Origin of the sequence: Streptomyces sp. NPDC002580, assembly GCF_042889485.1 — a bacterium.
In the GTDB taxonomy this organism is placed as follows: Bacteria; Actinomycetota; Actinomycetes; order Streptomycetales; family Streptomycetaceae; genus Streptomyces.
The window spans coordinates 918,482-944,836 of sequence record NZ_JBIAQZ010000002.1 but is presented as its reverse complement, the minus strand read 5'-3'; the positions used below and the strand labels follow the sequence as shown (position 1 = coordinate 944,836).

The window sequence follows — 26,355 nt, the reverse complement described above, 5'->3', positions numbered from 1 at the left end:
TGGCCCGGAGGCGGCGCGGCCGGCGTGGGCGCCGGAGGACGACCGGCGGGACCGCGTGCGGGTCCCGCCGATCGGGACCCTCAGCTCTGCCGCGGCGCGCTCTTGATCACGGCGAAGCGTGCCCCGTCCGGGTCGGCGAGCTTGGCCATGCGGCCGACACCCTCCATGTCCGTCGCGGGCATGCGGACCGTGCCGCCGAGTTCCTGGGTCCTGGCGACCACGGCGTCGGTGTCCGGCACCTCGATGTACGGGAGCCAGTACGCGCCGGACTTCACCTCGAGCGGGTCGTCGGCGAGCGGGACGACGCCGCCGAACATCGCCTCCTCCTCGGTTCCCGAGGGGTTGAGACAGGTGTACGTGCCGCCGGGGAACGGCATCGCCGAGGTGTTCCACCCGAAGACCGAGTCGTAGAACGCGGCGGCGGCGGCGATGTCCGGGGTGTAGAGCTCGACCCAGCACAGGGAGCCCGGGTCCCCGGCCTTGCCCAGGCCCTTCGTCCGGCCCGGCTGCCAGATACCGAACATCACGCCCGCGTTGTCGGCGAGCATGGCCATGTGGCCCTCGCCCATCACGTCCATGGGCGGCATCAGCACGGCGCCCTTGGCGTGCTCGACGGCCTTGGCGGTGGCGTCGGCGTCGGCCGTCTGGAAGTACACGTTCCACGACGGCGGGCCCTGGTCGGCGCCGATCTCCATGGCGCCGCCCACGGTCTTTCCGTCGACCTGGAAGAAGCCGTAGCCCCCGGCATCGGGTCCCGCCGACTGGAACTGCCAGCCGAAGAGCTCTCCGTAGAACGAGATGGCGCCCTCGATGTCGGCCGTGCCGACATCGAGCCAGTTCGGGGCGCCGTTGACGAAGCGGGTGGTGAGCATCATTGCCCTCCTATGGGTGGTCCCGTTGCCATTCGTTCCGAGTCTTCCACCGCCCACTGACAATCGCCGTCGGGGCGCGCACCCCGGACAGGGCGGCCGCCCCGCCACCGTCCCCGTTACTCTCGGTACCCGTCAAAATTCGTATGGTTGTCACGCCGTTCCGCGCGCCGCCGTGCCACCGACCCTCCCGGGCGGCCATCATCGGGGCCGCCGGACGCGTCGGAACACGGCGTTGATCCCGCGTTGATCGAACGTTTTTCGCCCCGAGGCACGATTTCGAACATGCACTTGGAAACGATCACCCCGTCGGACATCGCCTGGCAGGAGCGGGCGTTGTGCGCGCAGACCGGGGCGGAATTCTTCTTTCCCGAGCCGGGCAGCTCGGTGCGCGAGGCGAAACGCATCTGCGGGATGTGCGAGATGCGGTCGGTGTGCCTCGACTACGCGCTGAGCAACGACGAACGCTTCGGAGTGTGGGGCGGCCTCTCCGAGAAGGAACGCCTGGGCCTGCGACGCTCCTTGGAGTGACACCGGCTCGGTCGCCGTCGCACCGTTCGGCGCGCCAGGCCCGTTGCCGTACCGCCGTACCCACTGGGGCCGGGGTGAACTCGCCGCGCGTGCGCGGGAGACGGGCGAGCCGCGCCCGCGGGGTGAGGGGTCCGCCGCGCGCGTTGAGGCCAGAGAAGCGGGGCCGTGTCGCCCGGAACGCGGGAGCCCCCGGCTCACGTCCTCGCGCGAGGCGGGCGGCGTGTGCCGGGGGCTGACGTACGGTGCCGTGGGCCGGGACGGGTGGGTCCGCGTGGGCGGTACAGGCGGAGCCGGAGCGGGCGGCCGAGCTGGCGGGGCCGGAGCTACGCGCTCGCGCGGGCCGCCATGCGGGCCTTGCGGGCGGCGAGCTTCTCGTCGAACTTCGAGGCCTCCGCGTCGAGGCCGCCCATGAAGAGGCCGAGCTCCTCCTGGGCCTGGAGGCCGGCCGGGCCGAGCCCGTCCATCTCCAGGACCTTGAGGTGGCGCAGCACGGGCTGGAGCACGTCGTCGTGGTGGATGCGCATGTTGTAGACCTCGCCGATGGCCATCTGCGCCGCCATGCGCTCGAAGCCGGGCATGCCGTGACCGGGCATCCGGAAGTTGACGACGACGTCGCGGACGGCCTGCATGGTCAGATCGGGGGCGAGCTCGAACGACGCCTTCAGGAGGTTGCGGTAGAAGACCATGTGGAGGTTCTCGTCGGTCGCGATGCGGGCCAGCATCCGGTCGCAGACCGGGTCGCCCGACTGGTGACCGGTGTTGCGGTGCGAGATGCGGGTCGCCAGCTCCTGGAAGGCGACGTACGCGACCGAGTGCAGCATCGAGTGCCGGTTGTCCGACTCGAAGCCCTCGCTCATGTGCTGCATGCGGAACGCCTCGAGCTTGTCCGGGTCCACCGCGCGCGAGGCGAGCAGGTAGTCGCGCATCACGATGCCGTGCCGGCCCTCCTCCGCGGTCCAGCGGTGCACCCAGGTGCCCCAGGCGCCGTCACGGCCGAAGAGGGACGCGATCTCGTGGTGGTAGCTCGGGAGGTTGTCCTCGGTGAGGAGGTTGACGACCAGCGCGATGCGGCCGATCTCGGTGACCTTGGACTGCTTCTTGTCCCAGGCCTCGCCGTCCTCGAAGATCCCCGGGAAGTTGCGGGCGTCGCTGAAGGGCACGTACTCGTGCGGCATCCAGTCCTTGGCCACCTTCAGGTGGCGGTTCAGCTCGGTCTCGACCACTTCCTCCAGCGCGAACAGCAGGCGTGCGTCGGTCCAGGCGGCTGCCGGGCTGCCGAGGTGAGGAGAGGTGATCGTCACGGGTGCTCCAGGGGAAGGGACGGGGACAACGAGCGGAAAAGCTAACCTACGGCATCGTAGGCTACGTCTCCGTAGGTTACGTTGCCGTAGGTTAAGGTCTCCGTAAAGAGCGCTGATCAGCGGCGTTTCAGGCGGCGATTCCGCGGGGGTCGGCCCACGACGGAAGCACCCCTGGGAGCGGGGTACCCAGGGCCGTTCGGATGAGTCGGTCACTCGTTCAGACGTACAGCTCCCGAAGTCGTACCGAGAGGCATGTCACACAGCCTTCGAGCTTCTCGAACTCGCTGATGTCCACCACGACCGGTTCGTGGCCGAGGTCCGCGAACAGTTCCGCCGTCTTGGGGGCGCTCGCCGCCATCAGCAGCTTGCCGCCGCCCAGGACGACCACGTGTGCCCCGGCCTCCTCCGGCACCGGCAGGAAGCGCGGGAAGAGCGAGGGGGTGTCGACCAGCGGCTCGTGCCCGATCACCGTGCCGTCGGGCAGCGCGGTGACCGCCGACTTCAGATGCAGCACCTTGCTGACGGGGACGGCTACGACCCGCGCGCCGAGCGGTTCGAAGACCGCGCGCAGCTGCTGGACCCCGGCGGCGTTCGTGCGGCCGCCACGACCGACGTAGATCGTGTCGCCCACCTTCAGGACGTCGCCCCCGTCGAGGGTGCCCGGCTCCCAGATCCAGTTGACCGAGCAGCCCAGACGCGCCACGGCCTCCTCGACCCCGGCGGTCTCGGCCCGCCGGGACTCGGCCCCCGGGCGGCCGATCAGGGCGACGTTGCGGAAGACGACGACGGCGTCCTCGACGAACACCGAGTCCGGGCAGTCCTCCGCCGGTTCCACCTCGACGGTCTCCCAGCCGTGCGCGCGCAGTGCCTCGGTGTACGCCTCCCACTGCTCGACCGCGAGGCCGACATCCACCGTCGCCGGTTCGACATGCGTCACCAGCCCCTCGGCGAGGCGGGAGCTGGGCCGGCGTACGAGCGCTTTCTGGCTGGGCACGGATGGGTCTCCGAATCGGCAGGGGGTGTCGGCGCACATCATGCAGCGTGGTTCGCGCGTGCAAAAGACCCCCGGCCTGACGCCGGGCACCACCTGCCCCCGACGCTAGGCCGCCCCCGCTCCCCGCACTAGGAGGAATACCCGACAGTTTCCGGGTCGATTTCTTTCAGTTCTCCACCTTCCAGCAGCAGCCGTCGCGTGATGCCGATCGACTCCAGGAACGGCATGTCGTGACTGGCGACGATCAGCGTCCCCTCGTACGACTCCAGGGCCGTGGTGAGCTGCCGGACGCTCGCCATGTCGAGGTTGTTCGTCGGCTCGTCCAGCATGAGGAGCTGGGGCGCCGGCTCGGCCAGCATCAGGGCGGCGAGCGCCGCGCGGAAGCGCTCGCCGCCGGAGAGCGTCTCCGCCCGCTGGTCGGCCTTCGCGCCCTTGAAGAGGAAGCGGGCGAGACGGGCCCGGATCCGGTTGTTGGTGGCGGCCGGCGCGTACCGGGCCACGTTCTCGGCGACGGTCAGGGTGTCGTCGAGGACGTCGAGCCGCTGCGGCAAAAAGCGCAGGGGAACATGGGCGCGGGCCTCACCGGACACCGCGTCCAGCTCCCCGGCGATCGTGCGCAGGAGCGTCGTCTTGCCCGCTCCGTTGCGCCCGGTCAACGCGATCCGTTCGGGTCCGCGCAGATCGAACACGCCGTTCACCCGCGTGCCGTACCTCAGCTCCAGCCGGTCGAGGGTGAGGACGGTGCGCCCCGGCGGTACGGCCGTGTGCGGCAGGTCGACGCGGATCTCGTCGTCGTCCCGTACGGCCTCCACCGCCTCGTCGAGACGCTCCTTCGCGCCGCTGAGCCTCTCCTCGTGCATGATGCGGTGCTTGCCGGCGGACTCCTGGGCCGACCGCTTGCGCGCGCCCATGACGATCTTCGGTTCGCGCTTCTGGTCGGACATCTTCTGGCCGTAGCGCTTTCGCTTGGCCAACTTGACCTGCGCGTCCACCAGTTCGCGCTTCTGCTTGCGCAGGTCGGACTCGGCGGCGCGCACCATGCGTTCGGCCGCCTCCTGTTCGCCGGCGAGCGCCTCCTCGTACGCGGAGAAGTTCCCGCCGTACCAGGTGACCTCACCGGCTCGCAGATCGGCGATCTGGTCGACCAGGTCCAGCAGTTCGCGGTCGTGGCTGACCACGACCATGACTCCGGACCAGGCCTCGACCGCCGCGTACAGGCGTTGTCGCGCGTACAGGTCGAGGTTGTTGGTGGGTTCGTCGAGGAGCAGGACGTCGGGCCGGCGCAGCAGGAGCGCTGCCAGCCGCAGGAGCACCGACTCGCCGCCGGAGACCTCGCCGATCGTGCGGTCCAGCCCGATGTGTCCGAGGCCCAGCTCGCCGAGGGTCGCGCGCGCCCGCTCCTCGACGTCCCAGTCGTCGCCGACGGTGTCGAAGTGCTCCTCGCCCACGTCACCGGCCTCGATCGCCTTCAGCGCGGCGCGGGTGGCGGCGATGCCGAGTGCCTCGTCGACCCGCAGGGCGGTGTCGAGCGTGACGTTCTGCGGCAGATGGCCGACCTCGCCCGCGATCCGGACGGTGCCGTCGGTGGGGGTGAGCTCCCCGGCGATCAGCTTCAACAGGGTTGATTTGCCTGATCCGTTGGCGCCGACGAGCCCGGTGGTCCCGGGTCCGAAGGCGATCTGGAGGTCGTCGAAGACGGGCGTGCCGTCGGGCCAGGCGAAGGACAGGGAAGTACACGTGATGGAGGTGGGGGACGCTGACATGCGGGCCTCACGATTGCTGGATGCGGTCGGGGGTACGCGTACGGGACACCGCGAGGCGACGACGATCCAGTTCGGAGGAGGGCGAGAAGAAGGTCCCGCGCCGAAGGACGGCTCGAACGCCGAGGTCGCACGCAGCGCACACGGGAGCCGGACAGGACCGGCTGTGTGTGACGCGGTGTCTCAGACCTCAGACGAGCAACGTCCTTCTCCAATCGACGGCAACAGAACCGCTGTACACCGTAGGGGCAGCCCACGGGGCTGTCAAAGGATTAACCCCGCCCCCGACGAACCGAGGAGATCCCGTGCCGAACGGCCCGCTCTCGCTGCCCGCCCGGCTCTACCTCCTGGCCTGGGACACCACGAAGCCGAGGATCACCGGGTCCACCCACCTCCATCACCTGGTGCGTGCCGGAGCCCTCACCGAGCTCGCCCAGCGCGGGCTCCTGCTCGACGACGACGGCATCGTCACCCCCGTGGACGCCGATTCCCGCACCGGGGACCTCGTTCTCGACGGGCTCCTGGAACTCGTCGCGGAGTCCATGCCCCGCAGGTGGAAGCCCTGGGTGACACTGCGGGCCCGGATCACCCTGGACGCCGTACGCGCCCAGCTCGCCGCCGAGGGATATCTCCGGGCGGAGAAGAAGCGGGTCCTCGGTCTGTTCCCCTCCGTGGAGTACGAACTGGACCGGGTGCCGGCCGTGGACGCGCTGCGCGCGCGGGTGAGGCAGGTCATGGAAGGCCCGGTGCCCGTCTCCGAGGTCTCCGAGCGGGACGCCGCCCTGGTGGCCCTCGCCACCGCGGCCGAGCTGCGCACCGTCGCGTCGTCCAAGGAACGCAGGCTCCACGCCGCCCGCATCGACGAACTCGCCGAACGCGGCGGGACGGCGGCACCGGCCCTGCGGAAGGTCATCCAGGAGGTCCGTACGGCGGTGGTCGTGGCGGCGGCCACGGCCGCGGCAACGGCCTCGACCACGGGCAGCTGAAGGGGCGCGGTCCCACACCCGTACACCGGGCCCGCGCATTCACGCAGTACGGCGCGCCCTGTCACGCAGAGGTCGGATTCCTGCCAGCCCCCGCCGAGCCACCGTGCTTGGCTCCTTCCCGTGAACGACACCGAACAGCTCCGTACGACGAACGCCGGACAGCTCCGCGAAGCCGCCCTGGTCTTCCGCGCCCTGCACGTGCCGGGCCGCCCCCTCGTCCTGCCGAACGCCTGGGACACGGCCAGCGCCCGGATCGTCGAGGAGGCCGGCGCGGCCGCCGTGGCGACGACCAGCGCGGGGCTGGCCTGGGACCTGGGCACGGCGGACGGGGACCGGCTGGACCGGAAGGACGCGCTCGCCGCCGTCGCGCGGATCGCCGCCGCGGTCCGGGTACCGGTCAGCGCCGACATCGAGAGCGGATACGCGCCGGACGCCGAGGGCGTGGGCGACACCGTCCGCGCGGTGCTGGGAGCGGGAGCCGTGGGCGTGAACATCGAGGACGCCCTGCACACCGGGGGAGCGGGGGAGCTGCGCCCGCTCGGCGAGCAGGCGGCGCGCGTCGCGGCGGCCCGGGCGGCCGCCGACGCGGCGGGTGTGCCGCTGTTCGTCAACGCCCGCGTCGACACCTTTCTGCGTGGCGCGGGCGGGGTCGCGGAGACCCTGGAGAGGGCTGCCGCCTTCCTCGCGGCCGGAGCGGACGGCGTCTTCGTCCCCGGAGCGGTCGACCCGGTGACGGTGAAGGCGCTCGTCGAGGGCATCGAGGGTCCGCTGAACGTCCTGGTGGGCCCCGGAGCGCCCTCGGTCGCCGACCTGGCCGCCCTCGGGGTGGCCCGGATCAGCGCGGGGTCGGCCGTCGCGCAGGCTGCGCACGCCCTGGTCCGGCGTGCCGCGCGGGAGCTGCTGGGCACGGGGACCTACGGGACGCTGGCCGACGGGTTCGACTACGAAGGGCTCAACGCCCTGATGACGAGCCGGGTCCGCTGACCCGCCCGCACCGCGTCAGGGGGTACCCCGCATGAGCTCGGCCAGACCGTGGTCGAGGTCGACCTGGAGGTGCTCCAGACCGACCGGCACCAGTTCGATCGTGCTCGCCAGGAAGTTCCGCACCTCGCCCGAGCGGACGTGCACCACGGCGGTGCCCTCGGGGGCGTGGAACTCCAGCACGGTGCGGTCGTAACCGTAGGGCCGCACCCGCACGTCGCCGTACCCCACCGCGTCCTCGAGCCCGGACACCAGCAGCTCGCGGGCGAAGGTCCAGCAGACCTCCACGCCTTCGAGCGTGGCGGGCGCGGGGAAGGTCATGCGGACGGCGAACGGGTCGGTCCGGTCGTAGTGCAGCGTTGCGGGAATGCTCGGCATCCGCGGCGCGGCGGCGACGAGTCGTGCCTCTACGGGCTGCTCGATGACGATGGACAACGCCTTGCTCCCTTGTGACGGCTGAAACAACTCCGGACGGATGACGCCGGTCAATTGAAGAGACGGAGAAATGACCCGGCGCGTGCACCTGTTGGCCGAGTGACCTCTGTCACCGCGGTGATGTCCTGGGGAGATCCACCTTCCCCGACCGCGGTGATCCCATTCCGTCCCGCACTCGCCGGACAACCGTGAGGACATCCGGCCGGGCCCCGAAGGTTCCCGCGGTAGGCCATCTGGACGCGATCGGGGGAGTGCACTAGCTTCGCCCGCCATGAGGGGCTTGGGGAAGACGAGGCGTACGAGCCGGACGGTCACCGTGGGACTGGGCGCGGCGGTGCTGGTGGCGGCGCTCGCGGTGGCGGTGCCCGCGCACGCCCACGGGACGGCGGGAACCCCGCACTGGGCGCTCAAGGACAGCGGCACGGACGTGCGGTTCCGCGGTCTGTCCGCCGTCGGCGGGAACACCGCGTGGGTGGCCGGCTCGAAGGGCACCGTGCTGCGCACCACCGACGGCGGAGCGCGCTGGCGGAACGTCTCACCCCCGGGGGCCGCCGGCCTGGAGTTCCGCGACATCGAGGCGTTCGACGCGCGGCGCGCCGTCGTCCTGGCCATCGGCGAGGGCGAGGCGTCCCGCGTCTACCGGACCGAGGACGGCGGAGCCACCTGGACCGAGTCCTTCCGCAACACCGACGCCAAGGCCTTCTACGACTGCCTCACCTTCCTGGACCGGCGCCACGGCCTCGCGATGAGCGACCCGGTGGACGGCCGGTTCCGCATCCTGTCGACCAGCGACGGCGGCCGCACCTGGAAGGTGCTGCCCGGCGACGGCATGCCCGCCGCGCAGGACGGCGAGGCGGGCTTCGCCGCGAGCGGTCAGTGCCTGGTCGGTTCGGGACCCCGCGACGTCTGGCTGGCCACGGGAGGGGCCGCCCGCGCGCGCGTGCTGCACTCCGCGGACCGCGGCCGGACCTGGACCGCCACCGACACTCCGGTGCCGGCCGGTGACCCCGCCCGGGGCGTCTTCGCCCTCGCCTTCCGCGACCGCGTCCACGGCCTCGCGGTCGGCGGCGACTACCGCGCCGACCAGGCCTCACCGTCGGCCGCGGCGGTCACCCCCGACGGCGGCCGCACCTGGACCGCCGCGGACCGGCCCCCGCCCGCCTACCGCTCCGGCGTCACCTGGCTGCCGCACAGCCGCACCGCCGCCCTCGCGGTCGGCCCCACCGGCACCGACCTGACGACCGACGGCGGCCGCACCTGGCGCACCGTCGACACCGGCTCCTACGACACCGTGGACTGCGCCCCGGACCTGGGCTGCTGGGCCTCCGGGGAGAAGGGCCGGATCGCGCGGCTGGAGCGCTGACCAGGGCGCGTCCCCCCGCCACCCGTGCGGCGAGCGGGTGGTGACGGTCGGTCGGGGCAAGCGGTGTTCGCGGCCGGCTCCCGCACCGGGCGCACGGGTGGACCCCGTGGCCGTCCGCCGGTCCGTCCCGTGCGGGATCAGCCGCGCCGCTGCGACCAGCGGCGGTTCGGTGCCCCGGGCCGGGGAAGCGGTCCCGCCCACGTGACCGTCACGGCTGCCGCGGTGCCGGCGCCATGACGTGCCGCTCGACGAGTTCGTACGACCTGAGGCGGTCGGCCAGCGCGTGGACCGGCGTGACCAGCATGAGTTCGTCCGCACCGGTCAGCTCCACCAGGTCGGTCAGCCGCCGCGCCACGCTCTCGGGCGCACCGTGCGCCTGGTGGGCACGGAAACTCGCCAGCGCCCCTGTCTCCTCCGCGGTGAACGAGTGGGCCGCAGCCTGCGCGGGTGTGGGGAACGGGATGTCGCCCCGCCCCTGGAGGAGTCCGGCCTTGACGACGTCCATCGGGCCGGCGAGCCAGGACGCCTCCTCCTCGGTCCCGGCGCACACCGTCTCCACGCAGATCAGCACACGCGGGCGCGCGCACCACCGGGACGGTGAGAAGCCCTCCCGGTAACGGCTCAGCGCGGTCAGGGTGTTGTCCGGACGGATGTGATGGGCGAAGGCGATCGGCAGGCCGAGTTCCCCGGCGAGCGACGCACCGGCGGTGCTCGATGCCAGCAGCCAAGGCTCCGGGAGCGGACCGAGCGCGACCTCGTCCACCAAGTGGCGCAGCGTCGAGGCGACATCGTCGCGGTACTCGTCGTCCGTCGCCGGACCGGCGCCCCGGCGCAGGGCCCGCGCCGTGGACTCGTCGAAGGTGCCAGGGCCTCTGCCTATTCCCAGGTCGATCCGGTCCTCGTGCAGGGCGGCCAGGGTGCCGAACTGTTCGGCCAGCATGATCGGGGCGTGGTTGGGCGCGAGAACACCCCCGGAGCCGAGCCGGATGGACGATGTCGACGCGGCGGCGTGGGCGGTCAGGACGACGGGCGGGAAGGCTCCGATGGCCGGGGAATGGTGGTGCTCGGCGTACCAGAGCCGCCGGTAGCCGAGGTCTTCGAGACCCCGGGCGAACGCGGTGGTGTCACGTAACGTGTCTGCGGCGCGGGTGCCCGCCTGGACCATGGCCACTTCGAGCGCGCCTGTCGGAACAGTGATCATCCGGTCAGTATAGGAATCGCTCGATCGCGCCAACTGCCCCTGTTCTCAAGGAGGATCGGCCTTGGACGACTGTGGGAGGGCGTCGGGATCGGCGAACTGGCCTTGCGTACCGGCCACGTCACCGGCCTCCCGTCTCCCGGGGCACCCGAGGAGTCCGGCTCCGCCCGATCGCATTCCTCGGCGTCGAAGTCACCCCGACCCGTCGGCCGCAGACCTCGCTGACCAGGTTCCTGGCGCTCATCGGTCCCGCCTGGAGGTGCCCTAGGCTCGTCCCCATCATGACGACCGTGAGGATTCCCGCGGGCTGGCCCGCCACCGAGGAACAAGCCCGCCTGGTCCAGGACGAGTTGCGCGGGCGGGTGGTGCTGGACGAGCCGGGCCCGCCGCCCGGCACCGGCCGGGTGACCGGCGTCGACGTCGCCTACGACGACGAGCGCGACGTCGTGGTCGCGGCGGCCGTCGTCCTCGACGCGGCGACCCTCGACGTCGTGGCCGAGGCCACCGCGGTCGGCCGGGTCTCCTTCCCGTACGTCCCCGGACTGCTCGCCTTCCGGGAGATCCCGACCGTCCTGGCCGCGCTGGACGCCCTGCCCTGTCCGCCCGGACTCGTCGTCTGCGACGGGTACGGCCTCGCCCACCCGCGCCGCTTCGGCCTCGCCAGCCATCTCGGCGTCCTCACCGGGCTCCCCACGATCGGGGTCGCGAAGAACCCCTTCACCTTCTCGTACGAGGAACCGGGCGCCCGGCGCGGCAGCACGGCGCCCCTGCTCGCCGGCACCGAGGAGGTGGGCCGCGCGCTGCGCACCCAGGACGGTGTCAAACCCGTCTTCGTGTCCGTCGGCCATCGTGTGGACCTCGGCAACGCGTGCGCGCACACGCTCGCCCTCAGCCCGAGGTACCGGCTGCCGGAGTCCACCCGCCGCGCGGACTCCCTGTGCGGACGCGCGCTCCGGCAGGCCACCGCGTGACCGACCGCGTGCCGGGCCGGGCCGACGCCCGCCCCTCCCGCCCGTCGGCGGGGAGGGGCCGGGTGGGCGCTCTGAGTACGCCTTCTGAGTACGGGTCCTGAGTGCCGGTACGGATGTACGGCGCCGCCATGATCGGCAGGCTGACGCGTATGACCACGCACCGAGCCCCGAACGGCGCCGCCGGCCTCGCCCGGCCCGTCGCCGCCCCCGCCCGGCCCTCCGAGCGCGCCGTGACGGCCGCGCTCCTCGTCGCCGCGTCCGCCGGCCTCGCCTGGATCGGCGGCATGGTCTGCACGGTGGTGGGCTGGGTGTCGTGACGCGCCGGGGAGCCCCGCTCCCGCTGACCCCGGGGCGTCCCGTCCCCGCCCCTACCGCACCGCCGCCACCCGGAAGGTGATGCCGGCCGCGCCGAGCCGTGCCAGCAGCGCGTCGCCCATCGCCACCGCCGGGGTGACCTGCCCGGCCGTCTCCGGCAACTCGTCGAGGACGAGGGCCAGCGCGGACTCGGCGAACATCTTCGCCGTCTCGTCGTAGCCGGGGTCGCCACCCGAGACCTCGGTGAACACGCGCCGGCCGCCGCCCTCGCCCACGAAACGCACCGAGAACCAGCTCTTGGCACGCCGTGCGGCGCTCGGGCCCTCGCCCGGCTTGATCCGGTCGGACAGCCAGCGGCGCGCGGGCGGCACCTGGGCGGCGGCGAAGACCGCGCTCACCCCGGCGACCCCGCCGAGCGCGAACGGCAGCCGCTCGACGGCCGCGTAGTGCCGGTAGCGGAAGTCCGGCCCGTACCGCGCCAGGGCGCGTGCCGACCGCCGCACCACCTCGGCGTCGATCGTGGGCAGCGGCAGGGCCCACGCCCCGACCTCCTTGGCGAACCGGGGCGCGCCCATCGGCGCCGCGACCCGCCGCCCCATCAGGCGCGGTTCGTGGTGCCTGCGTTCGCGCGCCGCGGCGAGCAGATGCCGGCCGCGCGCGAACTGGTTGAGCGCGGACGCGAAGGTGCCGCCCGAGAACATCCCCTCGGCGCGCACGAACCCGTCCACCCGCAGCGGCACGTCCTCGGGGAGCTGCCGCACGGTGAAGTAGGCGCCCAGGTCGTGCGGGATCGAGTCGAAGCCGCAGGCGTGCACGAGCCGCGCGCCGGTCTCCCGCGCGCGTGCGTCGTGCCGGACGTACGTCAGGTCCACGAACTCGGGCTCGCCGGTGAGGTCCAGGTAGTCGGTCCCGGCGTCGGCACACGCCTCCACCAGGTCCTCCCCGTACGTGATGTACGGACCCACCGTCGTGGCCACCACGCGCGCGAGGCGGGCCATCGCACGCACCGAGTCCGGGTCCGTCACGTCGGCCCGCACCACTCCGGGTGCCCCGCCGAGCCGTTCCCGCAGCCGTTCCAGCTTCTCCGCGCTGCGCCCGGCGATCGCCCACCGCAGCCCTTCGGGAGCATGCGCGGCGAGGTACTCCGCGGTGAGCTCGCCGACGAACCCCGTGGCTCCGAAGAGCACGATGTCGTACGCGCGGTCCGTCCCGTTCAGCTTGCCCATGACACCCTCCTGTGGGCCGCGCCCGACCGTGCGGTGGCCGCCACGTCGTGCGCGAAGCGCCGTTGTCGGTGGCTGAGGCTAGCGTGAGGTACGAACAGTCGGACGACGAGGTCGCACGAACAGGCCGGAGGCAACCGTGGCCGTGTCGAAAAACGCGCTCAAAAAGTGGCAGAGGGTGCGCGAGTTCGCGCTCGGCCTGCCCGGCGCCACGGAGGAGTTCCCCTGGGGCGAGACCGTCGTGAAGGTCAACAAGAAGGTCTTCGTCTTCCTCGGCCTCGACGACGGCAGCTACCCGATGGGCGTCACGGTGAAGCTCAAGGACGAGGTGGCGCACGCCCACGCGCTCACCTCCCCCGGCGCCGAGCCCGCCGGTTACGGCCTGGGAAGAGCCGGCTGGGTCCGCGTGCCTCTGGAGGAACAGGGGGCTCCCACGGCGGAGCTGCTGTGCGACTGGGTCGAGGAGAGCTACCGGGTCATAGCCCCCAAGAAGCTGCTCGCGGAGCTGGACCGGGGCTGATCCCGGCCGGGGCGCGGTGCTCGCCCCGCCCTGTGGACGGGGCCGTCCCCGTCGGGTTCCCGGCCGGGGCACGCCCCGGCCCCCGGGCCGCTCACCGGGGCGGCGCGCGCCCGGCTCCGCGGGGTCGCCGCCGTCTTCCCGGATCGCCGTCTCCCCGATCACCGTCGGTCGGATCCGGACCTCTGTCCCTCTATGGGGGGATCTGTCCGGAATCCCGGGTCGGGAACTGGACTAAGCGCTTGCTCGTTAGGGGCTTGCCCGGAGTGGAACACGTTCTTAACATCGCTGATGTCACATCAGTGGTGTCACAGTGCTGGGGGCTTGATGGCAGAGGCAGGAACGCCGGGGCAGGGCCCGCTCACCGGGGTGCGCGTGGTCGAGCTGGCGGGCATCGGTCCCGGCCCGTTCGCCGCCATGCTGCTCGCCGACCTCGGGGCGGACGTCGTCCGGGTGGACCGGCCCGGTGGACCCGGGCTCGGCGTCGACCCGGCCCACGACGTCACCAACCGCAACAAGCGGTCCGTGATCATCGACCTCAAGGCCGAGGACGGCCCGTCCCTCGTCCTCGACCTGGCCGCACGGGCCGACATCCTGATCGAGGGCTACCGCCCCGGTGTCGCCGAGCGCCTCGGTGTCGGCCCCGACGCCTGCCGGGCCCGCAACCCGAAGCTCGTCTACGGGCGCATGACCGGGTGGGGCCAGGAAGGCCCGCTCGCGCAGCGCGCCGGCCACGACATCGCCTACATCGCGCTCACCGGCACCCTGGGCATGATCGGGGCCCCGGACGAGCCGCCGGCGGTCCCCGCGAACCTCCTCGGCGACTACGCGGGCGGTTCGCTCTACCTCGTGGTCGGTGTGCTCGCCGCGCTCCATCACGCGCGCGCCACCGGTGCCGGGCAGGTCGTGGACGCGGCCATCGTCGACGGCACGGCGCACCTCTCCACGATGATCCACGGCATGATGGCCGTGGGCGGCTGGCAGGACCGGCGCCGGGCCAACCTCCTGGACGGCGGCTGCCCCTACTACGGGACCTACGAGACGGCCGACGGCCGGCACATGGCGGTCGGTCCCCTGGAACAGCGGTTCTACGACGACTTCGTCGACCTGCTCGGCATCCCGGAGCTCGGCCCCGCCCGCAAGGACCCGGCCCGCTGGGAGGAGCTGCGCGAGACGATCGCCGCCCGCTTCAGGACCCGTACGAGAGACGAGTGGACCGCGGTCTTCGAGGGAACCGACGCGTGCGTGGCGCCGGTCCTGTCGCTGCGCGAGGCGCCCGGGCACCCGCACCTCGCCGCCCGGGGCACCTTCGTCGACCACGGCGGCATCACGCAGCCGGCCCCCGCGCCGCGCTTCTCGGCCACCCCCACCTCGGTCCGCGGCGGTCCCGCCCTGCCGGGAGGGGACACCGCGGACGTGGCCCGTGACTGGGACGTCCCCGGGCTGACGAAGGACGGTGGCTGATGGCGCTCACCCGACCGCCCGCCGTCCGCTTGGACACGGCGCCCGTACACGCCCTCGCGAGCCCCGGCACCACCCTCGACGGGATTCCGCGCACGAACTCCAGGAAGGCGTACTCCGCATGAAGCGGCAGATCTTCACCGCCGAGCACGACGCGTTCCGCGAGACCGTCCGCACCTTCCTCGCCAAGGAGGTGCTGCCCCACTACGAGCAGTGGGAGAAGGACGGCATCGTCTCGCGCGAGGCCTGGCGGGCGGCCGGGAAGCAGGGCCTGCTGGGACTCGCCGTGCCCGAGGAGTACGGAGGCGGCGGGAACGCGGACTTCCGCTACAGCGCCGTACTCGCCGAGGAGTTCACGCGCGCGGGAGCGGCCGGTCTGGCCCTCGGACTGCACAACGACATCATCGGGCCCTACCTGACGGACCTCGCCACCGAGGAGCAGAGACGACGCTGGCTGCCCGGCTTCTGCGACGGTTCGCTGATCACCGCGATCGCCATGACCGAACCCGGCGCCGGATCCGACCTCCAGGGCATCACGACACACGCCGAGGACAAGGGCGACCACTACCTGCTCAACGGCTCCAAGACGTTCATCTCCAACGGCATCCTGGCCGACCTGGTGATCGTGGTCGCGAGGACGACACCCGAGGGCGGTGCCCGCGGGCTCTCGCTGCTCGTCGTCGAACGCGGCACGGAGGGCTTCGAACGCGGCCGCAACCTCGACAAGATCGGCCAGAAGTCGCAGGACACCGCGGAGTTGTTCTTCAACGACGTACGCGTGCCCAAGGAGAACCTGCTCGGAGAGCTGAACGGCGCGTTCGTCCACCTGATGACCAACCTCGCGCAGGAGCGCATGGGCATCGCCGTCGCCGCCATCGCCGGTGCCGAACACCTCCTGGAGATCACGACGGAGTACGTGAAGGAGCGCGAGGCCTTCGGGCGGCCGCTCGCCAAGCTCCAGCACATCCGCTTCGAGATCGCCGAGATGGCCACCGAGTGCGCCGTCACCCGCACCTTCCTCGACCGCTGCATCGTCGACCACTCCGACGGTGAACTCGACGCCGTACACGCCTCCATGGCCAAGTGGTGGGCCACCGAACTGCAGAAGCGCGTCGCCGACCGCTGCCTCCAACTGCACGGCGGCTACGGCTACATGACGGAATACCGGGTCGCCCGGGCCTTCACCGACGGACGCATCCAGACCATCTACGGCGGGACGACCGAGATCATGAAGGAGATCATCGGCCGTTCCCTGCTCGGCTAAATCTTCCCGAAAGGCTTACCAGTGAGCACCGAAGCGTACGTGTACGACGCGATCCGCACCCCGCGCGGCCGCGGCAAGCAGAACGGCGCCCTGCACGGCACCAAGCCCATCGACCTGGTCGTCGGGCTCATCCACGAGGTGCGGCGCCGCTTCCCGGGCCTCGACCCGGCCGCCATCGACGACATCGTGCTCGGCGTCGTCGGCCCGGTCGGCGACCAGGGCTCCGACATCGCCCGTATCGCGGCCATCGCCGCCGGACTCCCCGACACCGTGGCCGGCGTCCAGGAGAACCGCTTCTGCGCCTCGGGCCTGGAAGCCGTCAACATGGCCGCGATGAAGGTTCGTTCGGGCTGGGAGGACCTCGTCCTCGCGGGCGGCGTCGAGTCGATGTCGCGGGTGCCGATGGCCTCGGACGGCGGCGCCTGGTTCGCCGACCCGATGACCAACCTGGCCACCAACTTCGTGCCGCAGGGCATCGGCGCCGACCTCATCGCCACCATCGAGGGCTTCACCCGCCGGGACGTCGACGAGTACGCGGCCCTCTCCCAGGAACGCGCCGCCGCGGCCGTGAAGGACGGCCGATTCGAGAAGTCCGTCGTCCCGGTCAAGGACCGCGGCGGTCTCACGGTCCTGGACCACGACGAGTTCCTGCGCCCCGGCACCACCGCGGACTCGCTCGCCCGGCTGAAGCCCTCGTTCGCCGACATCGGCGAACTCGGCGGCTTCGACGCCGTGGCCCTGCAGAAGTACCACTGGATCGAGCAGATCGATCACGTCCACCACGCGGGCAACTCCTCCGGCATCGTCGACGGCGCCTCCCTCGTCGCCATCGGCTCCAAGGAGGTCGGCGAGCGCTACGGCCTCACCCCGCGCGCCCGGATCGTCTCCGCCGCCGTCTCCGGCTCCGAGCCCACCATCATGCTCACCGGACCCGCGCCCGCGACCCGCAAGGCGCTCGCCAAGGCCGGTCTGACCATCGACGACATCGACCTCGTCGAGATCAACGAGGCCTTCGCGGCCGTCGTCCTGCGCTTCGTGAAGGACATGGGCCTGTCGCTGGACAAGGTCAACGTCAACGGCGGCGCCATCGCGCTCGGCCACCCCCTCGGTGCCACCGGCGCGATGATCCTCGGCACCCTCGTCGACGAACTGGAGCGCCAGGACAAGCGCTACGGCCTCGCCACCCTCTGCGTGGGCGGCGGCATGGGCATCGCCACGATCGTCGAGCGCGTCTGACCTTCCCAACGGATCAAGGATCTACGGAGCATCCCCTGATGAGCACTGAGCCCACCACCATCCGCTGGGAACAGGACGAGACCGGCGTCGTCACCCTCGTCCTCGACGACCCCAACCAGTCCGCCAACACCATGAACGCGGCGTTCCGCGCCTCCCTCGCCGCGATCACCGACCGCCTGGAGGCCGAGAAGGACTCGATCCGGGGCGTCATCCTCACCTCCGCCAAGAAGACCTTCTTCGCGGGCGGCGACCTGCGCGACCTCATCCGGGTCACCCCCGAGACCGCCCAGGACCTCTTCGACGGCGGCCTCGCCGTCAAGCGCGACCTGCGCCGCATCGAGACCCTGGGCAAGCCCGTCGTCGCCGCCATCAACGGCGCGGCCCTGGGCGGCGGCTTCGAGCTCGCCCTCGCCTGCCACCACCGGGTCGCCCTCGACACCTCCGGCACCAAGATCGGCTGCCCCGAGGTCACCCTCGGCCTGCTCCCCGGCGGCGGCGGAATCGTCCGCACCGTACGGCTCCTCGGCATCGCCGACGCCCTGCTGAAGGTCCTCCTCCAGGGCACCCAGTACAGCGCCCCGCGCGCCCGGGACAACGGCCTCGTCCACGAGGTGGCCGCCACCCCCGAGGAACTGCTCGCCAAGGCCCGCGCCTTCATCGACGCCAACCCCGAGTCCCAGCAGCCCTGGGACAGGCCCGGCTACCGCATCCCCGGCGGCACCCCGGCCAACCCGAAGTTCGCGGCCAACCTGCCCGCCTTCCCCGCGAGCCTGCGCAAGCAGACCAACGGCGCGCCCTACCCGGCTCCGCGCAACATCCTCGCGGCCGCCGTCGAGGGCTCCCAGGTCGACTTCGAGACGGCCCAGGTCATCGAGGCCCGCTACTTCGTCGAGCTGGCCGCGGGCCAGACCTCGAAGAACATGATCCAGGCCTTCTTCTTCGACCTCCAGGCCGTCAACTCCGGCGCCAACCGGCCCCGGGGCATCGAGCCGCGCCCGGTCCACAAGGTCGCCGTCCTCGGCGCCGGGATGATGGGCGCGGGCATCGCGTACTCGTGCGCCCGCGCGGGCATCGACGTCGTCCTCAAGGACGTCACGGCGGACGCGGCGGCCAAGGGCAAGGCGTACTCCGAGAAGCTGTGCGCCAAGGCGGTCTCCCGGGGACGCACGACCCAGGAGAAGGCCGACGCGCTGCTGGCCCGCATCACGCCCACCGCCGACCCGAAGGACCTCGCGGGCTGCGACGCCGTCATCGAGGCCGTCTTCGAGGACACCTCGCTCAAGCACAAGGTGTTCCAGGAGATCCAGCACATCGTCGAGCCCGACGCGCTGCTCTGCTCCAACACCTCCACGCTGCCGATCACCGCGCTCGCCGAGGGCGTGGAGCGCCAGGACGACTTCATCGGGCTGCACTTCTTCTCGCCCGTCGACAAGATGCCGCTGGTCGAGATCATCAAGGGCGAGCGCACCGGCGACGAGACGCTGGCCCGCGCCTTCGACCTCGTGCGGCAGATCAGGAAGACCCCGATCGTCGTCAACGACTCGCGCGGTTTCTTCACCTCCCGCGTCATCGGGCACTTCATCAACGAGGGCGTCGCGATGGTCGGCGAGGGCATCGAGCCCGCCTCCGTCGAGCAGGCCGCCGCCCAGGCCGGCTACCCGGCCAAGGTCCTCTCCCTCATGGACGAGCTGACCCTCACCCTGCCCCGCAAGATCCGCAAGGAGTCCAAGCAGGCCGTCGAGGAGGCGGGCGGCACCTGGGACACCCACCCCGCCGAGGCCGTCATCGACCGCATGGTGGACGAGTTCGGGCGCCCCGGGCGCAGCGGCGGCGCGGGCTTCTACGAGTACGGCGAGGACGGCCGCCGCGGCAAGCTGTGGCCCGGACTGCGCGAGCACTTCGGCAAGGCGGGGCACGAGATCCCGTTCGAGGACATGAAGGAGCGCATGCTCTTCTCCGAGGCGCTGGACACCGTCCGGCTCCTGGAGGAAGGCGTCCTGACCTCCGTCGCCGACGCCAACATCGGCTCGATCCTCGGCATCGGCTTCCCGGGCTGGACCGGTGGAATCCTGCAGTACATCAACGGCTACGAGGGTGCCGCGGGGACCGGCACGGGCCTGCCCGCGTTCGTGGCCCGCGCGCGGGAACTCGCCGAGCGCTACGGGGACCGGTTCACGCCGCCCGCGCTGCTCGTCGAGAAGGCCGAGAAGGGCGAGCGGTTCACCGACGCGTCCTGATCAGGCGCACGCCGCACGAGGGCGTGGGCCCGGTCAGGTCCCACGCCCCGGGTGACGTGTCGCTGAGTGGTACGGAGACATCCCCCACGGGGGCGGCCACCGGACGCCGACCGGCGAACCGGTGGCCGCCCCCGGATCAGGTCTCCTTGAGCCACTCGCGCAGCTCCTCCTTCAGGGAGCGCTGGAACGAGGTGAGCAGCGCCTGCACCACCAGCGGCTGCATGTGCGCCGACAGCGACTTCACCGCCGCCACGGACTCCCGTCCGCCCACCGCCTCGCGCAACAGGGCGGACAGCTCGTGGGCCGCCGCCCGCGAGTGGTCCAGCAGCACGGTTCGCGCGGCGAGGATCGTCTCCTGCGCGAGCGGTACGTCCAGGAGCTCCACGCCGAGGCGCAGCAGTCCCGGGTCCAGCCGGACGGAGGCGCCCGTGAGTTCGACGACGCCCATGGCGGCCAGCCGCTCCACGTCGGCGTCGCCCAGCGGGCGTCCGGCCCGCCGCTCCAGCTCCTCCCGGGTCACCGCCTCCGTCGCCTCGGGCGCCCAGGAGGCCACCACGGCACGGTGGATGGCGAGTTCGTGCGCGCTCAGGCCGGGCGGCAGCTGCGTCAGATGGCGTTCGATCGCGGCCAGGGTCATGCCCCGTCGCTGCAGTTCCTCGATGAGCGCGAGCCGGGCCAGATGCTCCTGGCTGTAGTGCCCCACCCGCCGGGGCCCGATCACGGGCGGCGGCAGCAGGCCCCTGGCGCTGTAGAAGCGGACGGTGCGGACCGTGACGCCCGCCCGCCCGGCCAGCTCGTCGACCGTGAGCGTCGGCTCCCCGGTGTCCGTCGGCTCCTCGGTGTCCGTCGTCATGGCAGGTCCCCGCCTCTCGCGTCGTGCGGCGCGCGCCCGGGGTGATCGGTGGCGGCGCGGTGCAACAGTATTGCTGTCGCACCGGTGTTGTGAAAGCGTCCGTCCAGGAGCGGCGCGGGTCGCGGCCCGCGGCGCACTCGGATCCGACGGCGCCAGGAGGCGGTCATGACCACGATCCTGAGACTTCCGGGAGAGCCTGCCGAACTCACCCTCCCGGCCCTGCTGCTGCGCAACGCGGAGGACCACGCGGACCTGCCGGCCCTGTCCTGGCGTACGGGAGACGGCTGGACCACGCTCACCTGGGGCGAGGTGCGCGAGGAGGTCGCGGGACTCGCCGCCGGATACGCGGGTCTCGGTGTCGGGCGCGGCGAACACGTCCTCATGATGATGAGCAACCGGCCCGAGCACTGGCTGAGCGACCTCGCGCTGACCCACCTGGGCGCGGTACCGGTCACCGTCTACTCCACGTCGGCCCCGGAACAGGTCGCGCACATCGCGCGGCACAGTCGCGCGCGTCTCGCGATCGTCGGAGGAACGTGCGAACTGCCCCGCTGGGAACCGCTGTTGGCGGAGCCGGGGGTGCCACTGGAGCGGCTGGTCGTCGCGGAGGCGGCCGAGGCGGGCCCCCACCGCACGTACGCCTCCCTGCGCGGCCACCACATCACGGCACCCGACGCGGCCGGGCACGGCCCCGAAGGCGCCTCCCGCTCCGAGGAGTTCGAGAAGTCCTGGCGCGAGATTCGTCCGAACGATCCGCTCACCGTCGTCTACACCTCGGGCACCACCGGTGAGCCCAAGGGCGTGCCGATCACTCACCGCAAGGTCGTCCTCAACGTCCTGGCCCTCGACCGCCTCGTCGAACTGCCCACTCACGTCGAGCACATCTGCTACCTGCCCTTCGCGCACATCGCCGAGCGGATGCTCGGGATCTACCTGCCCGTCTTCCGCGCCGCACACGTTCATCTGTGCGCGGACCCGGCCGAGGTGGCCGCCGTCGCACGGGAGTTGCATCCCGCGCAGTTCTTCGGCGTCCCACGCGTGTGGGAGAAGCTCGCGTCCGCCGTGCGGGCCGCGCTGGCCGGACTGCCGGGGGAGCGGCGGACGGTGGTGGAGGCGGCGATGGCGACGGCTCGCGCGCGCGTCGCCTGTCGCGAGCGGGGCGAGGAGCCGCCCGCCGAGCTGGAGGCGGGGTACCGCGAGGCCAAGGAGCAGGTGCTCGACCCCATCCTCGCGCTCGCCGGATTCGACCGTCTGGAGTGGACGGCCAGCGCCTCGGCGCCGATGCCGCCGGACGTCGTGGAGTTCTGGGCCGGCTTCGGCCTCGCGATCATGGACGCCTGGGGGCTGACGGAGGTGATGGGGGTCGCCACCGCCAACAGCCCGGCCGCGTTCCGGCTCGGCTCGGTGGGCAGGCCGCTGGACGGACTGGAGATCAGGATCGCCGGGGACGGCGAGATCCTCCTGCGGGGCGCGACCGTCTTCGACGGGTACCTGCGGGCCGACGGTTCGCTGGAGGACGTCCGCGACCCCGACGGCTGGTTCGCCACCGGTGACATCGGGCGGCTCGACGAGGACGGCTATCTCTGGATCACCGACCGCAAGAAGGAGATGATCGTGACCTCGGCCGGCAAGAACATCTCACCCGCCCTCGTCGAGAACACGGTCAAGGAGCATCCCCTCGTGGGCCAGGCGTTCGTGCACGGGGACGGCCGCCCGTACCTCGTGGCGCTCCTCGTCCCGGACCCCGAACACGCGGGCCGCCTCGATCCGGCCGCGCTGCGGGAGGGGATCGCCGACGCGGTGGAGCGGGCCAACGCCCGGCTCAGTCGGCCCGAGCAGATCAAGCGGTACCGCGTGCTCGACCGGGAATGGAGCCCGGAGAGCGGCGAGTTGACCCCCTCGCTCAAGCTGCGGCGCCGGGCGATCAGGGAGCGCCACGCGGAGGCCATCGAGGAGATGTACCCGCCCGGCGGATGAACATGGCCCGGGCCGGCGGCGTCGGAGTGACGGCACGTCCCGTCGGATCGCCCTCACTCCGGAGGCCACCAGACGCGCGTCACCACATCACGGACCGTCAGCCCGCTCGCCACGAAGCTCGGGACGATGACCCTGGCCACCAGCCGTGGACCGGCGAAGGTCCCGGCCTGGCTCCTCACCCTCAAGGGCTACGACTCCCCGCTCAAGCGGGTCGTCGCCGTGCCGTCGAAACTCCCTCGGCCGCCGATCGGTTCGGCCCACGACCTGCCCGCCGGCCCGTCGGCCGCCCCCGACGGCCTGCTCCGGACCGCCGGGGGCGGGCGCTCGCTGACGGTGCTCGCCATCCACGGGTCCTGCGACGACGGTCCGGCCGTGAAGGTGCCGGAGACGTCCGGGAGCGTCGTGCTGTCGGCCTCCGTCAAGAACCCGCGGGACGGGGACTGCACCAGCGAGGCGAGGGGGCAACAGGTGACGGTGAAGCTGCGCCGCGCCGTGGGCGACCGCGCCCTGCTGGACGCGTACACGGGCCGGCCCGTGCCGTACGGGGAGCCGTACGATCCCTCGCCGAGCTGGAGCTGAGCAGGCCGCGACTGTCAGTGCCGGCCTCTACGGTGGCGTCATGTCGGAGATCACGTACGTCCGGGGTGACGCCACCGTTCCTTCGGTGAGGGGCGTCAAGGTGATCGCCCATGTCTGCAACGACATCGGCGGCTGGGGAAAGGGCTTCGTGCTGGCCCTCTCACGCCGCTGGCCGGAGCCGGAGGCGGCCTACCGCGCCTGGCACCGCGGTCGCGCGGGCAACGACTTCGGCCTGGGCGCCGCCCAGTTCGTCCGGGTCGAGCCCTACGTGTGGGTGGCCAACCTGGTGGGCCAGCGGGGGATACGCACCGGCAGCAAGGGCGTCCCCGTGCGTTACGAGGCCATCGACGCCGCACTCGGACCGCTCGCGGACAAGGCCGTCGAACTCGGCGCCTCCGTGCACATGCCGCGCATCGGGTGCGGACTGGCCGGCGGCGACTGGGCACGGGTCGAACCCCTCGTCACCGAGCGGCTGGTGCGCCGCGGACTGGCGGTGACGGTGTACGACCACGGCGGCTGACCGGCCCGGTGGCGGGACGCGGTGACCGGTGCGGCGCGGTTCCGCATGAAAGAAGTTGCGAAAATTTCTGCAACGCCTTGCTGCGGTCGTCGGAGCCTGCTTGACTCGCTGACCGGATCCGAGAGGGAGTGCCATGAGCCGCGACATCGACGTCCTCGTCCTCGGCGGTGCGGGTGTGGACACGATCGTCCACGTCCCCGAACTGCCGCTTCCCTACGCCGACAGCTACATGATCCGCCCCGGGATCGAGACCCGGGCCGGGCAGACCGGTGACTTCGTCGCCCTGGGCCTGCACACGCTCGGGCTGCGCACCCACCACCTCGACATGCTCGGCGACGACCCCGAGGGCGATCTCGTGCGCGCCCTGCACCGCGACCGGGGCATCGCGCTCACCGAAGTGCCCCAGCCCGCCGGCACCAAGCGCGCGGTCAACCTCGTGGGCCCCGACGGACGCAGGCTCTCCCTGTACGACGACAGCCGTGCGCACGAGGACGACCGGCTGCCCGAGAGGACGGTCCGGGACCTGGCCGGGGCGAGCCGTCACGCGCACGTGTCCATCACCCATCCGTGCGCCTTCGCCCTGCAGACCCTGCGGGACACCGGCGTGACCCTCTCGACGGACCTGCACAACTGGGACGGCGAGAATCCCTACCACGAGCCGTTCGCGTACGCAGCCGACATCGTGTTCGTCTCCACCACCGCCCTCGCGGACCCGGAGCGCACCATGCGCCGGATCGTGGAGCGGGGCCGGGCCGAGGTGGTCGTCGCCACGGCCGGCGCGGAGGGCGCGTACCTGCTGGCAGACGGCGAGGTGACGCACGTCCCGGCGGTACCGCCCCGCACGCCCGTGGTCGACTCGAACGGCGCGGGGGACTCCTTCGCCGCCGGTTTCCTCTTCGGCAGGCTGGCAGGCGAACCGGTCCACCGCTGCGCCCTGTACGGCGCGGTGGCCGGCGCGTACGCCTGTACCGTCCCCGCGACCAGGGCCGACGCCATCGGCCGGGACGAACTCCTGACCCGGGTGGACGAGTTGGAGCAGACGCCCGCGGGCCGCTGAGCGCCACCCCGGCCCCGTGCCCGACGGCCGCTCGACCACCGCGTTCCTCCCCGTCCCGTCCCCGGCTCCGGGCGGCGGCCCACGGCGGCGGCCGCCGCCCGGAGCGGCGTCACCTCAGCGGGCGTGGACCGAGTCGGTGGCGGCGATCTTCCGCCACGACCTGGGCCGGGCGACGGAATCCCCGGCTCCCGCCGTCGCGGCGGCTCCGGCGCCCCGTACCGTCGCCGGGGCCGTGGGCGCCGCCGGCTTCACCGGCTGGAACAGCCAGGTCTCGAAGAGGTCCGCGAGCGAAGTGCCGGACACCTGCTCGGCGTACTCGCGGAAGTCGCCGACCGAAGCGTTCCCGTAGGCGTGCTCCTTCGGCCAGCCCTTCAGGACGGCGAAGAAGGCGTCGTCCCCGATCCTGTCGCGCAGTGCCTGCACGGCCAGCGCGCCCCGGTCGTAGACCGCGGTGTCGAACTGGTGGTCCGCCCCCGGGTCGCCGGGCGCCACCGTCCAGAAGGCGTCGTCCGCCGGATGCGAGGCGTACACGTAGTCCGCGAGCTCCCGTGTCGTGCCCTCGCCCTCGTGCTCCGACCAGAGCCACTGCGCGTACCGCGCGAAGCCCTCGTTGATCCAGATGTCCTTCCAGCCCTTCAGCGACACGTCGTCGCCGTACCACTGATGCGCCAACTCGTGGACGACGACCGAGGTGTTGGAGCCGTTCGCGAACTGCCGGGGGCTGTAGTACACCCGCGTCTGCGTCTCCAGCGCGTACCCGGTCGTGGTGTTGGGGACGTAGCCGCCCGCCGAACTGAACGGATACGGCCCGAAGTAGCCGCTCAGCCAGTCGACCAGTTCGCCCGTCCGCTCGACGCTCGCGCGCGCCGCCCCGTCGTTGTCCCCGAGGTCCTTGCTGTAGGCGTTCACGACCGGGACGCCGCCCTCGGAGGTGCCGGTCGTGATGTCGAACCTCCCGACCGCGAGGGTGGTCAGATAGGTGGCCTGCGGCTTGTTGGACCGCCAGTTGTACCGGGTCCAGCCGAGCCGTGAACTCGTCGACTGGAGCGTGCCGTTGGAGATCGCCTGGGTGCCGTCCGGGACGGCCACCGACACGTCGTACGTCGCCTTGTCGAGCGGGTGGTCGTTGCTCGGGTACCACCACCAGGCCGACTCGGGCTCGTCCGCCGCGACCGCGCCGTCCGGAGTGCGGTGCCAGGTCGAGAAGCCGTACGCGCTCTTCGTGGACGGCACGCCGCTGTAGCGGACGACCACGGTGATCGGGGTGCCCTTGGCGAGCGGCTTCGCCGGGGTGATCTCCAGCTCGTGCCGGCCCGAGGTCGCGAAAGTGGCCTTCGCGCCGTTGACCCGGACCTCGCTCACGTCGAGCAGGAAGTCCAGATCGAACCGGGACAGGTCCTGCGTGGTCGTCGCGAGGAGGGTGGCCGTGCCCTCCAGCTCGTCCGTCCGCGGCTGGTAGGTGAGCCGCAGGTCGTAGTGCGCGACGTCGTATCCGCCGTTGCCGTAGGCCGGGTAGTAGGGGTCGCCGATGCCCGGTGCTCCCGGTGCGGTGCTTGCCGCCGATGCCGGGATCGCCAGCAGCAGGGAGGCGGCGAGGGCGCCCGGGGCGATGAGTCTGCGGTGCACGTCGAGCTCCAAGTCGTGGGGGCGTGAAGTCGGTTCGGAGCCTATTGAGTCCCGGTGGCCCCGGTCATGTCCACGGCCACCCCTGTCACACGATCGCCATT

Annotated in this window: 25 protein-coding genes; 16 read left to right on the top strand and 9 right to left on the bottom strand. The window is 72.1% G+C overall.

All coding sequences use genetic code 11. The features are described 5' to 3' along the window. Positions 1-80: 80 nt before the first annotated feature. Positions 81-872 (bottom strand): VOC family protein, encoded by a 792-nt coding sequence (locus ACFYW7_RS10585; RefSeq protein ID WP_389500436.1) that lies wholly within the window; start codon positions 870-872, stop codon positions 81-83. 282 nt (positions 873-1,154) lie between these two features. Here ACFYW7_RS10585 and ACFYW7_RS10580 point away from each other — a divergent pair, with 282 nt between their 5' ends. Next, the gene (locus ACFYW7_RS10580) at positions 1,155-1,400 is read left to right on the top strand and encodes a WhiB family transcriptional regulator (RefSeq protein WP_389500221.1); all 246 of its coding nucleotides are present in this window, start codon (positions 1,155-1,157) and stop codon (positions 1,398-1,400) included. Positions 1,401-1,723: 323 nt separating this feature from the next. On the opposite strand, the gene ACFYW7_RS10575 is transcribed toward ACFYW7_RS10580, so the two are convergent. The 3 genes from ACFYW7_RS10575 to ACFYW7_RS10565 all read right to left on the bottom strand — a co-directional run bounded on the left by ACFYW7_RS10575 (position 1,724) and on the right by ACFYW7_RS10565 (position 5,458). Then, a complete protein-coding gene (locus ACFYW7_RS10575) occupies positions 1,724-2,701 on the bottom strand; it encodes an acyl-ACP desaturase (RefSeq protein WP_389500219.1) in 978 nt (325 codons plus the stop codon). Between the two features lie 217 nt (positions 2,702-2,918). After that, positions 2,919-3,695 carry a dimethylargininase gene (ddaH, locus tag ACFYW7_RS10570; RefSeq protein WP_389500217.1) on the bottom strand — a complete coding sequence of 259 codons (777 nt, stop codon included), beginning with the start codon at positions 3,693-3,695 and terminating at the stop codon, positions 2,919-2,921. A gap of 128 nt (positions 3,696-3,823) precedes the next feature. Continuing rightward, positions 3,824-5,458, bottom strand: coding sequence for an ABC-F family ATP-binding cassette domain-containing protein (locus ACFYW7_RS10565; RefSeq protein ID WP_389500214.1), 1,635 nt, complete (start codon positions 5,456-5,458; stop codon positions 3,824-3,826). A gap of 302 nt (positions 5,459-5,760) precedes the next feature. On the opposite strand from ACFYW7_RS10565, the gene ACFYW7_RS10560 reads away from it, so the two are divergent. Beyond that, on the top strand, positions 5,761-6,441 hold the full coding sequence (locus tag ACFYW7_RS10560; protein ID WP_389500212.1) for a GPP34 family phosphoprotein: 681 nt from the start codon (positions 5,761-5,763) through the stop codon (positions 6,439-6,441). 120 nt (positions 6,442-6,561) lie between these two features. Then, positions 6,562-7,425 (top strand): isocitrate lyase/phosphoenolpyruvate mutase family protein, encoded by an 864-nt coding sequence (locus ACFYW7_RS10555; protein ID WP_389500210.1) that lies wholly within the window; start codon positions 6,562-6,564, stop codon positions 7,423-7,425. Positions 7,426-7,440: 15 nt separating this feature from the next. Here ACFYW7_RS10555 and ACFYW7_RS10550 read toward each other — a convergent pair whose 3' ends face one another. Next, positions 7,441-7,857 (bottom strand): SsgA family sporulation/cell division regulator, encoded by a 417-nt coding sequence (locus tag ACFYW7_RS10550; protein ID WP_389500208.1) that lies wholly within the window; start codon positions 7,855-7,857, stop codon positions 7,441-7,443. A gap of 271 nt (positions 7,858-8,128) precedes the next feature. On the opposite strand from ACFYW7_RS10550, the gene ACFYW7_RS10545 reads away from it, so the two are divergent. Beyond that, positions 8,129-9,220: a WD40/YVTN/BNR-like repeat-containing protein gene (locus ACFYW7_RS10545; protein WP_389500205.1), complete on the top strand. Its 1,092-nt coding sequence runs from the start codon at positions 8,129-8,131 to the stop codon at positions 9,218-9,220. 208 nt (positions 9,221-9,428) lie between these two features. On the opposite strand, the gene ACFYW7_RS10540 is transcribed toward ACFYW7_RS10545, so the two are convergent. After that, entirely contained in the window at positions 9,429-10,421 is a 993-nt protein-coding gene (locus tag ACFYW7_RS10540) for an LLM class flavin-dependent oxidoreductase (protein WP_389500203.1), read from the bottom strand. Positions 10,422-10,699: 278 nt separating this feature from the next. Between ACFYW7_RS10540 and ACFYW7_RS10535 the strand changes: the two genes are divergently transcribed. Further along, on the top strand, positions 10,700-11,389 hold the full coding sequence (locus ACFYW7_RS10535; RefSeq protein WP_389500200.1) for an endonuclease V: 690 nt from the start codon (positions 10,700-10,702) through the stop codon (positions 11,387-11,389). A gap of 149 nt (positions 11,390-11,538) precedes the next feature. After that, positions 11,539-11,706, top strand: a complete 168-nt coding sequence (mmpA, locus tag ACFYW7_RS10530) for a morphogenic membrane protein MmpA (RefSeq protein WP_389500198.1) — start codon at positions 11,539-11,541, stop codon at positions 11,704-11,706. 51 nt (positions 11,707-11,757) lie between these two features. Here the strand turns inward: mmpA and ACFYW7_RS10525 are convergent, their stop codons facing one another. Further along, complete coding sequence (locus tag ACFYW7_RS10525) at positions 11,758-12,930, bottom strand: saccharopine dehydrogenase family protein (protein ID WP_389500196.1); 1,173 nt, start codon at positions 12,928-12,930, stop codon at positions 11,758-11,760. 136 nt (positions 12,931-13,066) lie between these two features. Between ACFYW7_RS10525 and ACFYW7_RS10520 the strand changes: the two genes are divergently transcribed. From ACFYW7_RS10520 to ACFYW7_RS10495, 6 genes are all read left to right on the top strand, one after another. After that, entirely contained in the window at positions 13,067-13,447 is a 381-nt protein-coding gene (locus ACFYW7_RS10520) for an MmcQ/YjbR family DNA-binding protein (RefSeq protein WP_389500194.1), read from the top strand. Between the two features lie 324 nt (positions 13,448-13,771). Then, on the top strand, positions 13,772-14,908 hold the full coding sequence (locus ACFYW7_RS10515) for a CaiB/BaiF CoA transferase family protein (RefSeq protein ID WP_389500192.1): 1,137 nt from the start codon (positions 13,772-13,774) through the stop codon (positions 14,906-14,908). After that, on the top strand, positions 14,908-15,030 hold the full coding sequence (locus ACFYW7_RS10510) for a hypothetical protein (protein ID WP_389500190.1): 123 nt from the start codon (positions 14,908-14,910) through the stop codon (positions 15,028-15,030). Before ACFYW7_RS10515 ends, ACFYW7_RS10510 begins: the two co-directional genes overlap by 1 nt. Then, a complete protein-coding gene (locus tag ACFYW7_RS10505) occupies positions 15,027-16,169 on the top strand; it encodes an acyl-CoA dehydrogenase family protein (RefSeq protein ID WP_389500188.1) in 1,143 nt (380 codons plus the stop codon). The genes ACFYW7_RS10510 and ACFYW7_RS10505 overlap by 4 nt, the downstream gene beginning before the upstream one ends. Positions 16,170-16,190: 21 nt before the next feature. Continuing rightward, on the top strand, positions 16,191-17,405 hold the full coding sequence (locus ACFYW7_RS10500) for an acetyl-CoA C-acetyltransferase (RefSeq protein WP_389500186.1): 1,215 nt from the start codon (positions 16,191-16,193) through the stop codon (positions 17,403-17,405). Positions 17,406-17,443: 38 nt separating this feature from the next. Beyond that, positions 17,444-19,642: a 3-hydroxyacyl-CoA dehydrogenase NAD-binding domain-containing protein gene (locus tag ACFYW7_RS10495; protein ID WP_389500184.1), complete on the top strand. Its 2,199-nt coding sequence runs from the start codon at positions 17,444-17,446 to the stop codon at positions 19,640-19,642. 136 nt (positions 19,643-19,778) lie between these two features. Here the strand turns inward: ACFYW7_RS10495 and ACFYW7_RS10490 are convergent, their stop codons facing one another. Continuing rightward, a complete protein-coding gene (locus ACFYW7_RS10490) occupies positions 19,779-20,495 on the bottom strand; it encodes a MerR family transcriptional regulator (protein ID WP_389500181.1) in 717 nt (238 codons plus the stop codon). 165 nt (positions 20,496-20,660) lie between these two features. Here ACFYW7_RS10490 and ACFYW7_RS10485 point away from each other — a divergent pair, with 165 nt between their 5' ends. The 4 genes from ACFYW7_RS10485 (at position 20,661) to ACFYW7_RS10470 (ending at position 24,628) form a co-directional block, all read left to right on the top strand. Continuing rightward, a complete protein-coding gene (locus ACFYW7_RS10485; RefSeq protein WP_389500179.1) occupies positions 20,661-22,472 on the top strand; it encodes an AMP-dependent synthetase/ligase in 1,812 nt (603 codons plus the stop codon). Positions 22,473-22,598: 126 nt separating this feature from the next. Continuing rightward, positions 22,599-23,051: a hypothetical protein gene (locus ACFYW7_RS10480; RefSeq protein WP_389500177.1), complete on the top strand. Its 453-nt coding sequence runs from the start codon at positions 22,599-22,601 to the stop codon at positions 23,049-23,051. Between the two features lie 40 nt (positions 23,052-23,091). Then, entirely contained in the window at positions 23,092-23,571 is a 480-nt protein-coding gene (locus ACFYW7_RS10475; protein WP_389500175.1) for a macro domain-containing protein, read from the top strand. A 133-nt stretch (positions 23,572-23,704) separates the two neighbouring features. Then, positions 23,705-24,628 carry an adenosine kinase gene (locus ACFYW7_RS10470; protein WP_389500173.1) on the top strand — a complete coding sequence of 308 codons (924 nt, stop codon included), beginning with the start codon at positions 23,705-23,707 and terminating at the stop codon, positions 24,626-24,628. Between the two features lie 114 nt (positions 24,629-24,742). Here the strand turns inward: ACFYW7_RS10470 and ACFYW7_RS10465 are convergent, their stop codons facing one another. Continuing rightward, on the bottom strand, positions 24,743-26,254 hold the full coding sequence (locus ACFYW7_RS10465) for a M1 family metallopeptidase (RefSeq protein WP_389500171.1): 1,512 nt from the start codon (positions 26,252-26,254) through the stop codon (positions 24,743-24,745). Positions 26,255-26,355 lie beyond the last annotated feature (101 nt).

Coding starts and splice junctions, on each gene's coding strand:
- ACFYW7_RS10585 (WP_389500436.1), bottom strand. CDS start 872: ATGCTCACCACCCGCTTCGTCAACGGCGCCCCGAACTGGCTCGATGTC.
- ACFYW7_RS10580 (WP_389500221.1), top strand. CDS start 1,155: ATGCACTTGGAAACGATCACCCCGTCGGACATCGCCTGGCAGGAGCGG.
- ACFYW7_RS10565 (WP_389500214.1), bottom strand. CDS start 5,458: ATGTCAGCGTCCCCCACCTCCATCACGTGTACTTCCCTGTCCTTCGCC.
- ACFYW7_RS10545 (WP_389500205.1), top strand. CDS start 8,129: ATGAGGGGCTTGGGGAAGACGAGGCGTACGAGCCGGACGGTCACCGTG.
- ACFYW7_RS10540 (WP_389500203.1), bottom strand. CDS start 10,421: ATGATCACTGTTCCGACAGGCGCGCTCGAAGTGGCCATGGTCCAGGCG.
- ACFYW7_RS10535 (WP_389500200.1), top strand. CDS start 10,700: ATGACGACCGTGAGGATTCCCGCGGGCTGGCCCGCCACCGAGGAACAA.
- mmpA (WP_389500198.1), top strand. CDS start 11,539: ATGACCACGCACCGAGCCCCGAACGGCGCCGCCGGCCTCGCCCGGCCC.
- ACFYW7_RS10525 (WP_389500196.1), bottom strand. CDS start 12,930: ATGGGCAAGCTGAACGGGACGGACCGCGCGTACGACATCGTGCTCTTC.
- ACFYW7_RS10515 (WP_389500192.1), top strand. CDS start 13,772: ATGGCAGAGGCAGGAACGCCGGGGCAGGGCCCGCTCACCGGGGTGCGC.
- ACFYW7_RS10510 (WP_389500190.1), top strand. CDS start 14,908: ATGGCGCTCACCCGACCGCCCGCCGTCCGCTTGGACACGGCGCCCGTA.
- ACFYW7_RS10505 (WP_389500188.1), top strand. CDS start 15,027: ATGAAGCGGCAGATCTTCACCGCCGAGCACGACGCGTTCCGCGAGACC.
- ACFYW7_RS10495 (WP_389500184.1), top strand. CDS start 17,444: ATGAGCACTGAGCCCACCACCATCCGCTGGGAACAGGACGAGACCGGC.
- ACFYW7_RS10490 (WP_389500181.1), bottom strand. CDS start 20,495: ATGACGACGGACACCGAGGAGCCGACGGACACCGGGGAGCCGACGCTC.
- ACFYW7_RS10485 (WP_389500179.1), top strand. CDS start 20,661: ATGACCACGATCCTGAGACTTCCGGGAGAGCCTGCCGAACTCACCCTC.
- ACFYW7_RS10480 (WP_389500177.1), top strand. CDS start 22,599: ATGACCCTGGCCACCAGCCGTGGACCGGCGAAGGTCCCGGCCTGGCTC.
- ACFYW7_RS10475 (WP_389500175.1), top strand. CDS start 23,092: ATGTCGGAGATCACGTACGTCCGGGGTGACGCCACCGTTCCTTCGGTG.
- ACFYW7_RS10470 (WP_389500173.1), top strand. CDS start 23,705: ATGAGCCGCGACATCGACGTCCTCGTCCTCGGCGGTGCGGGTGTGGAC.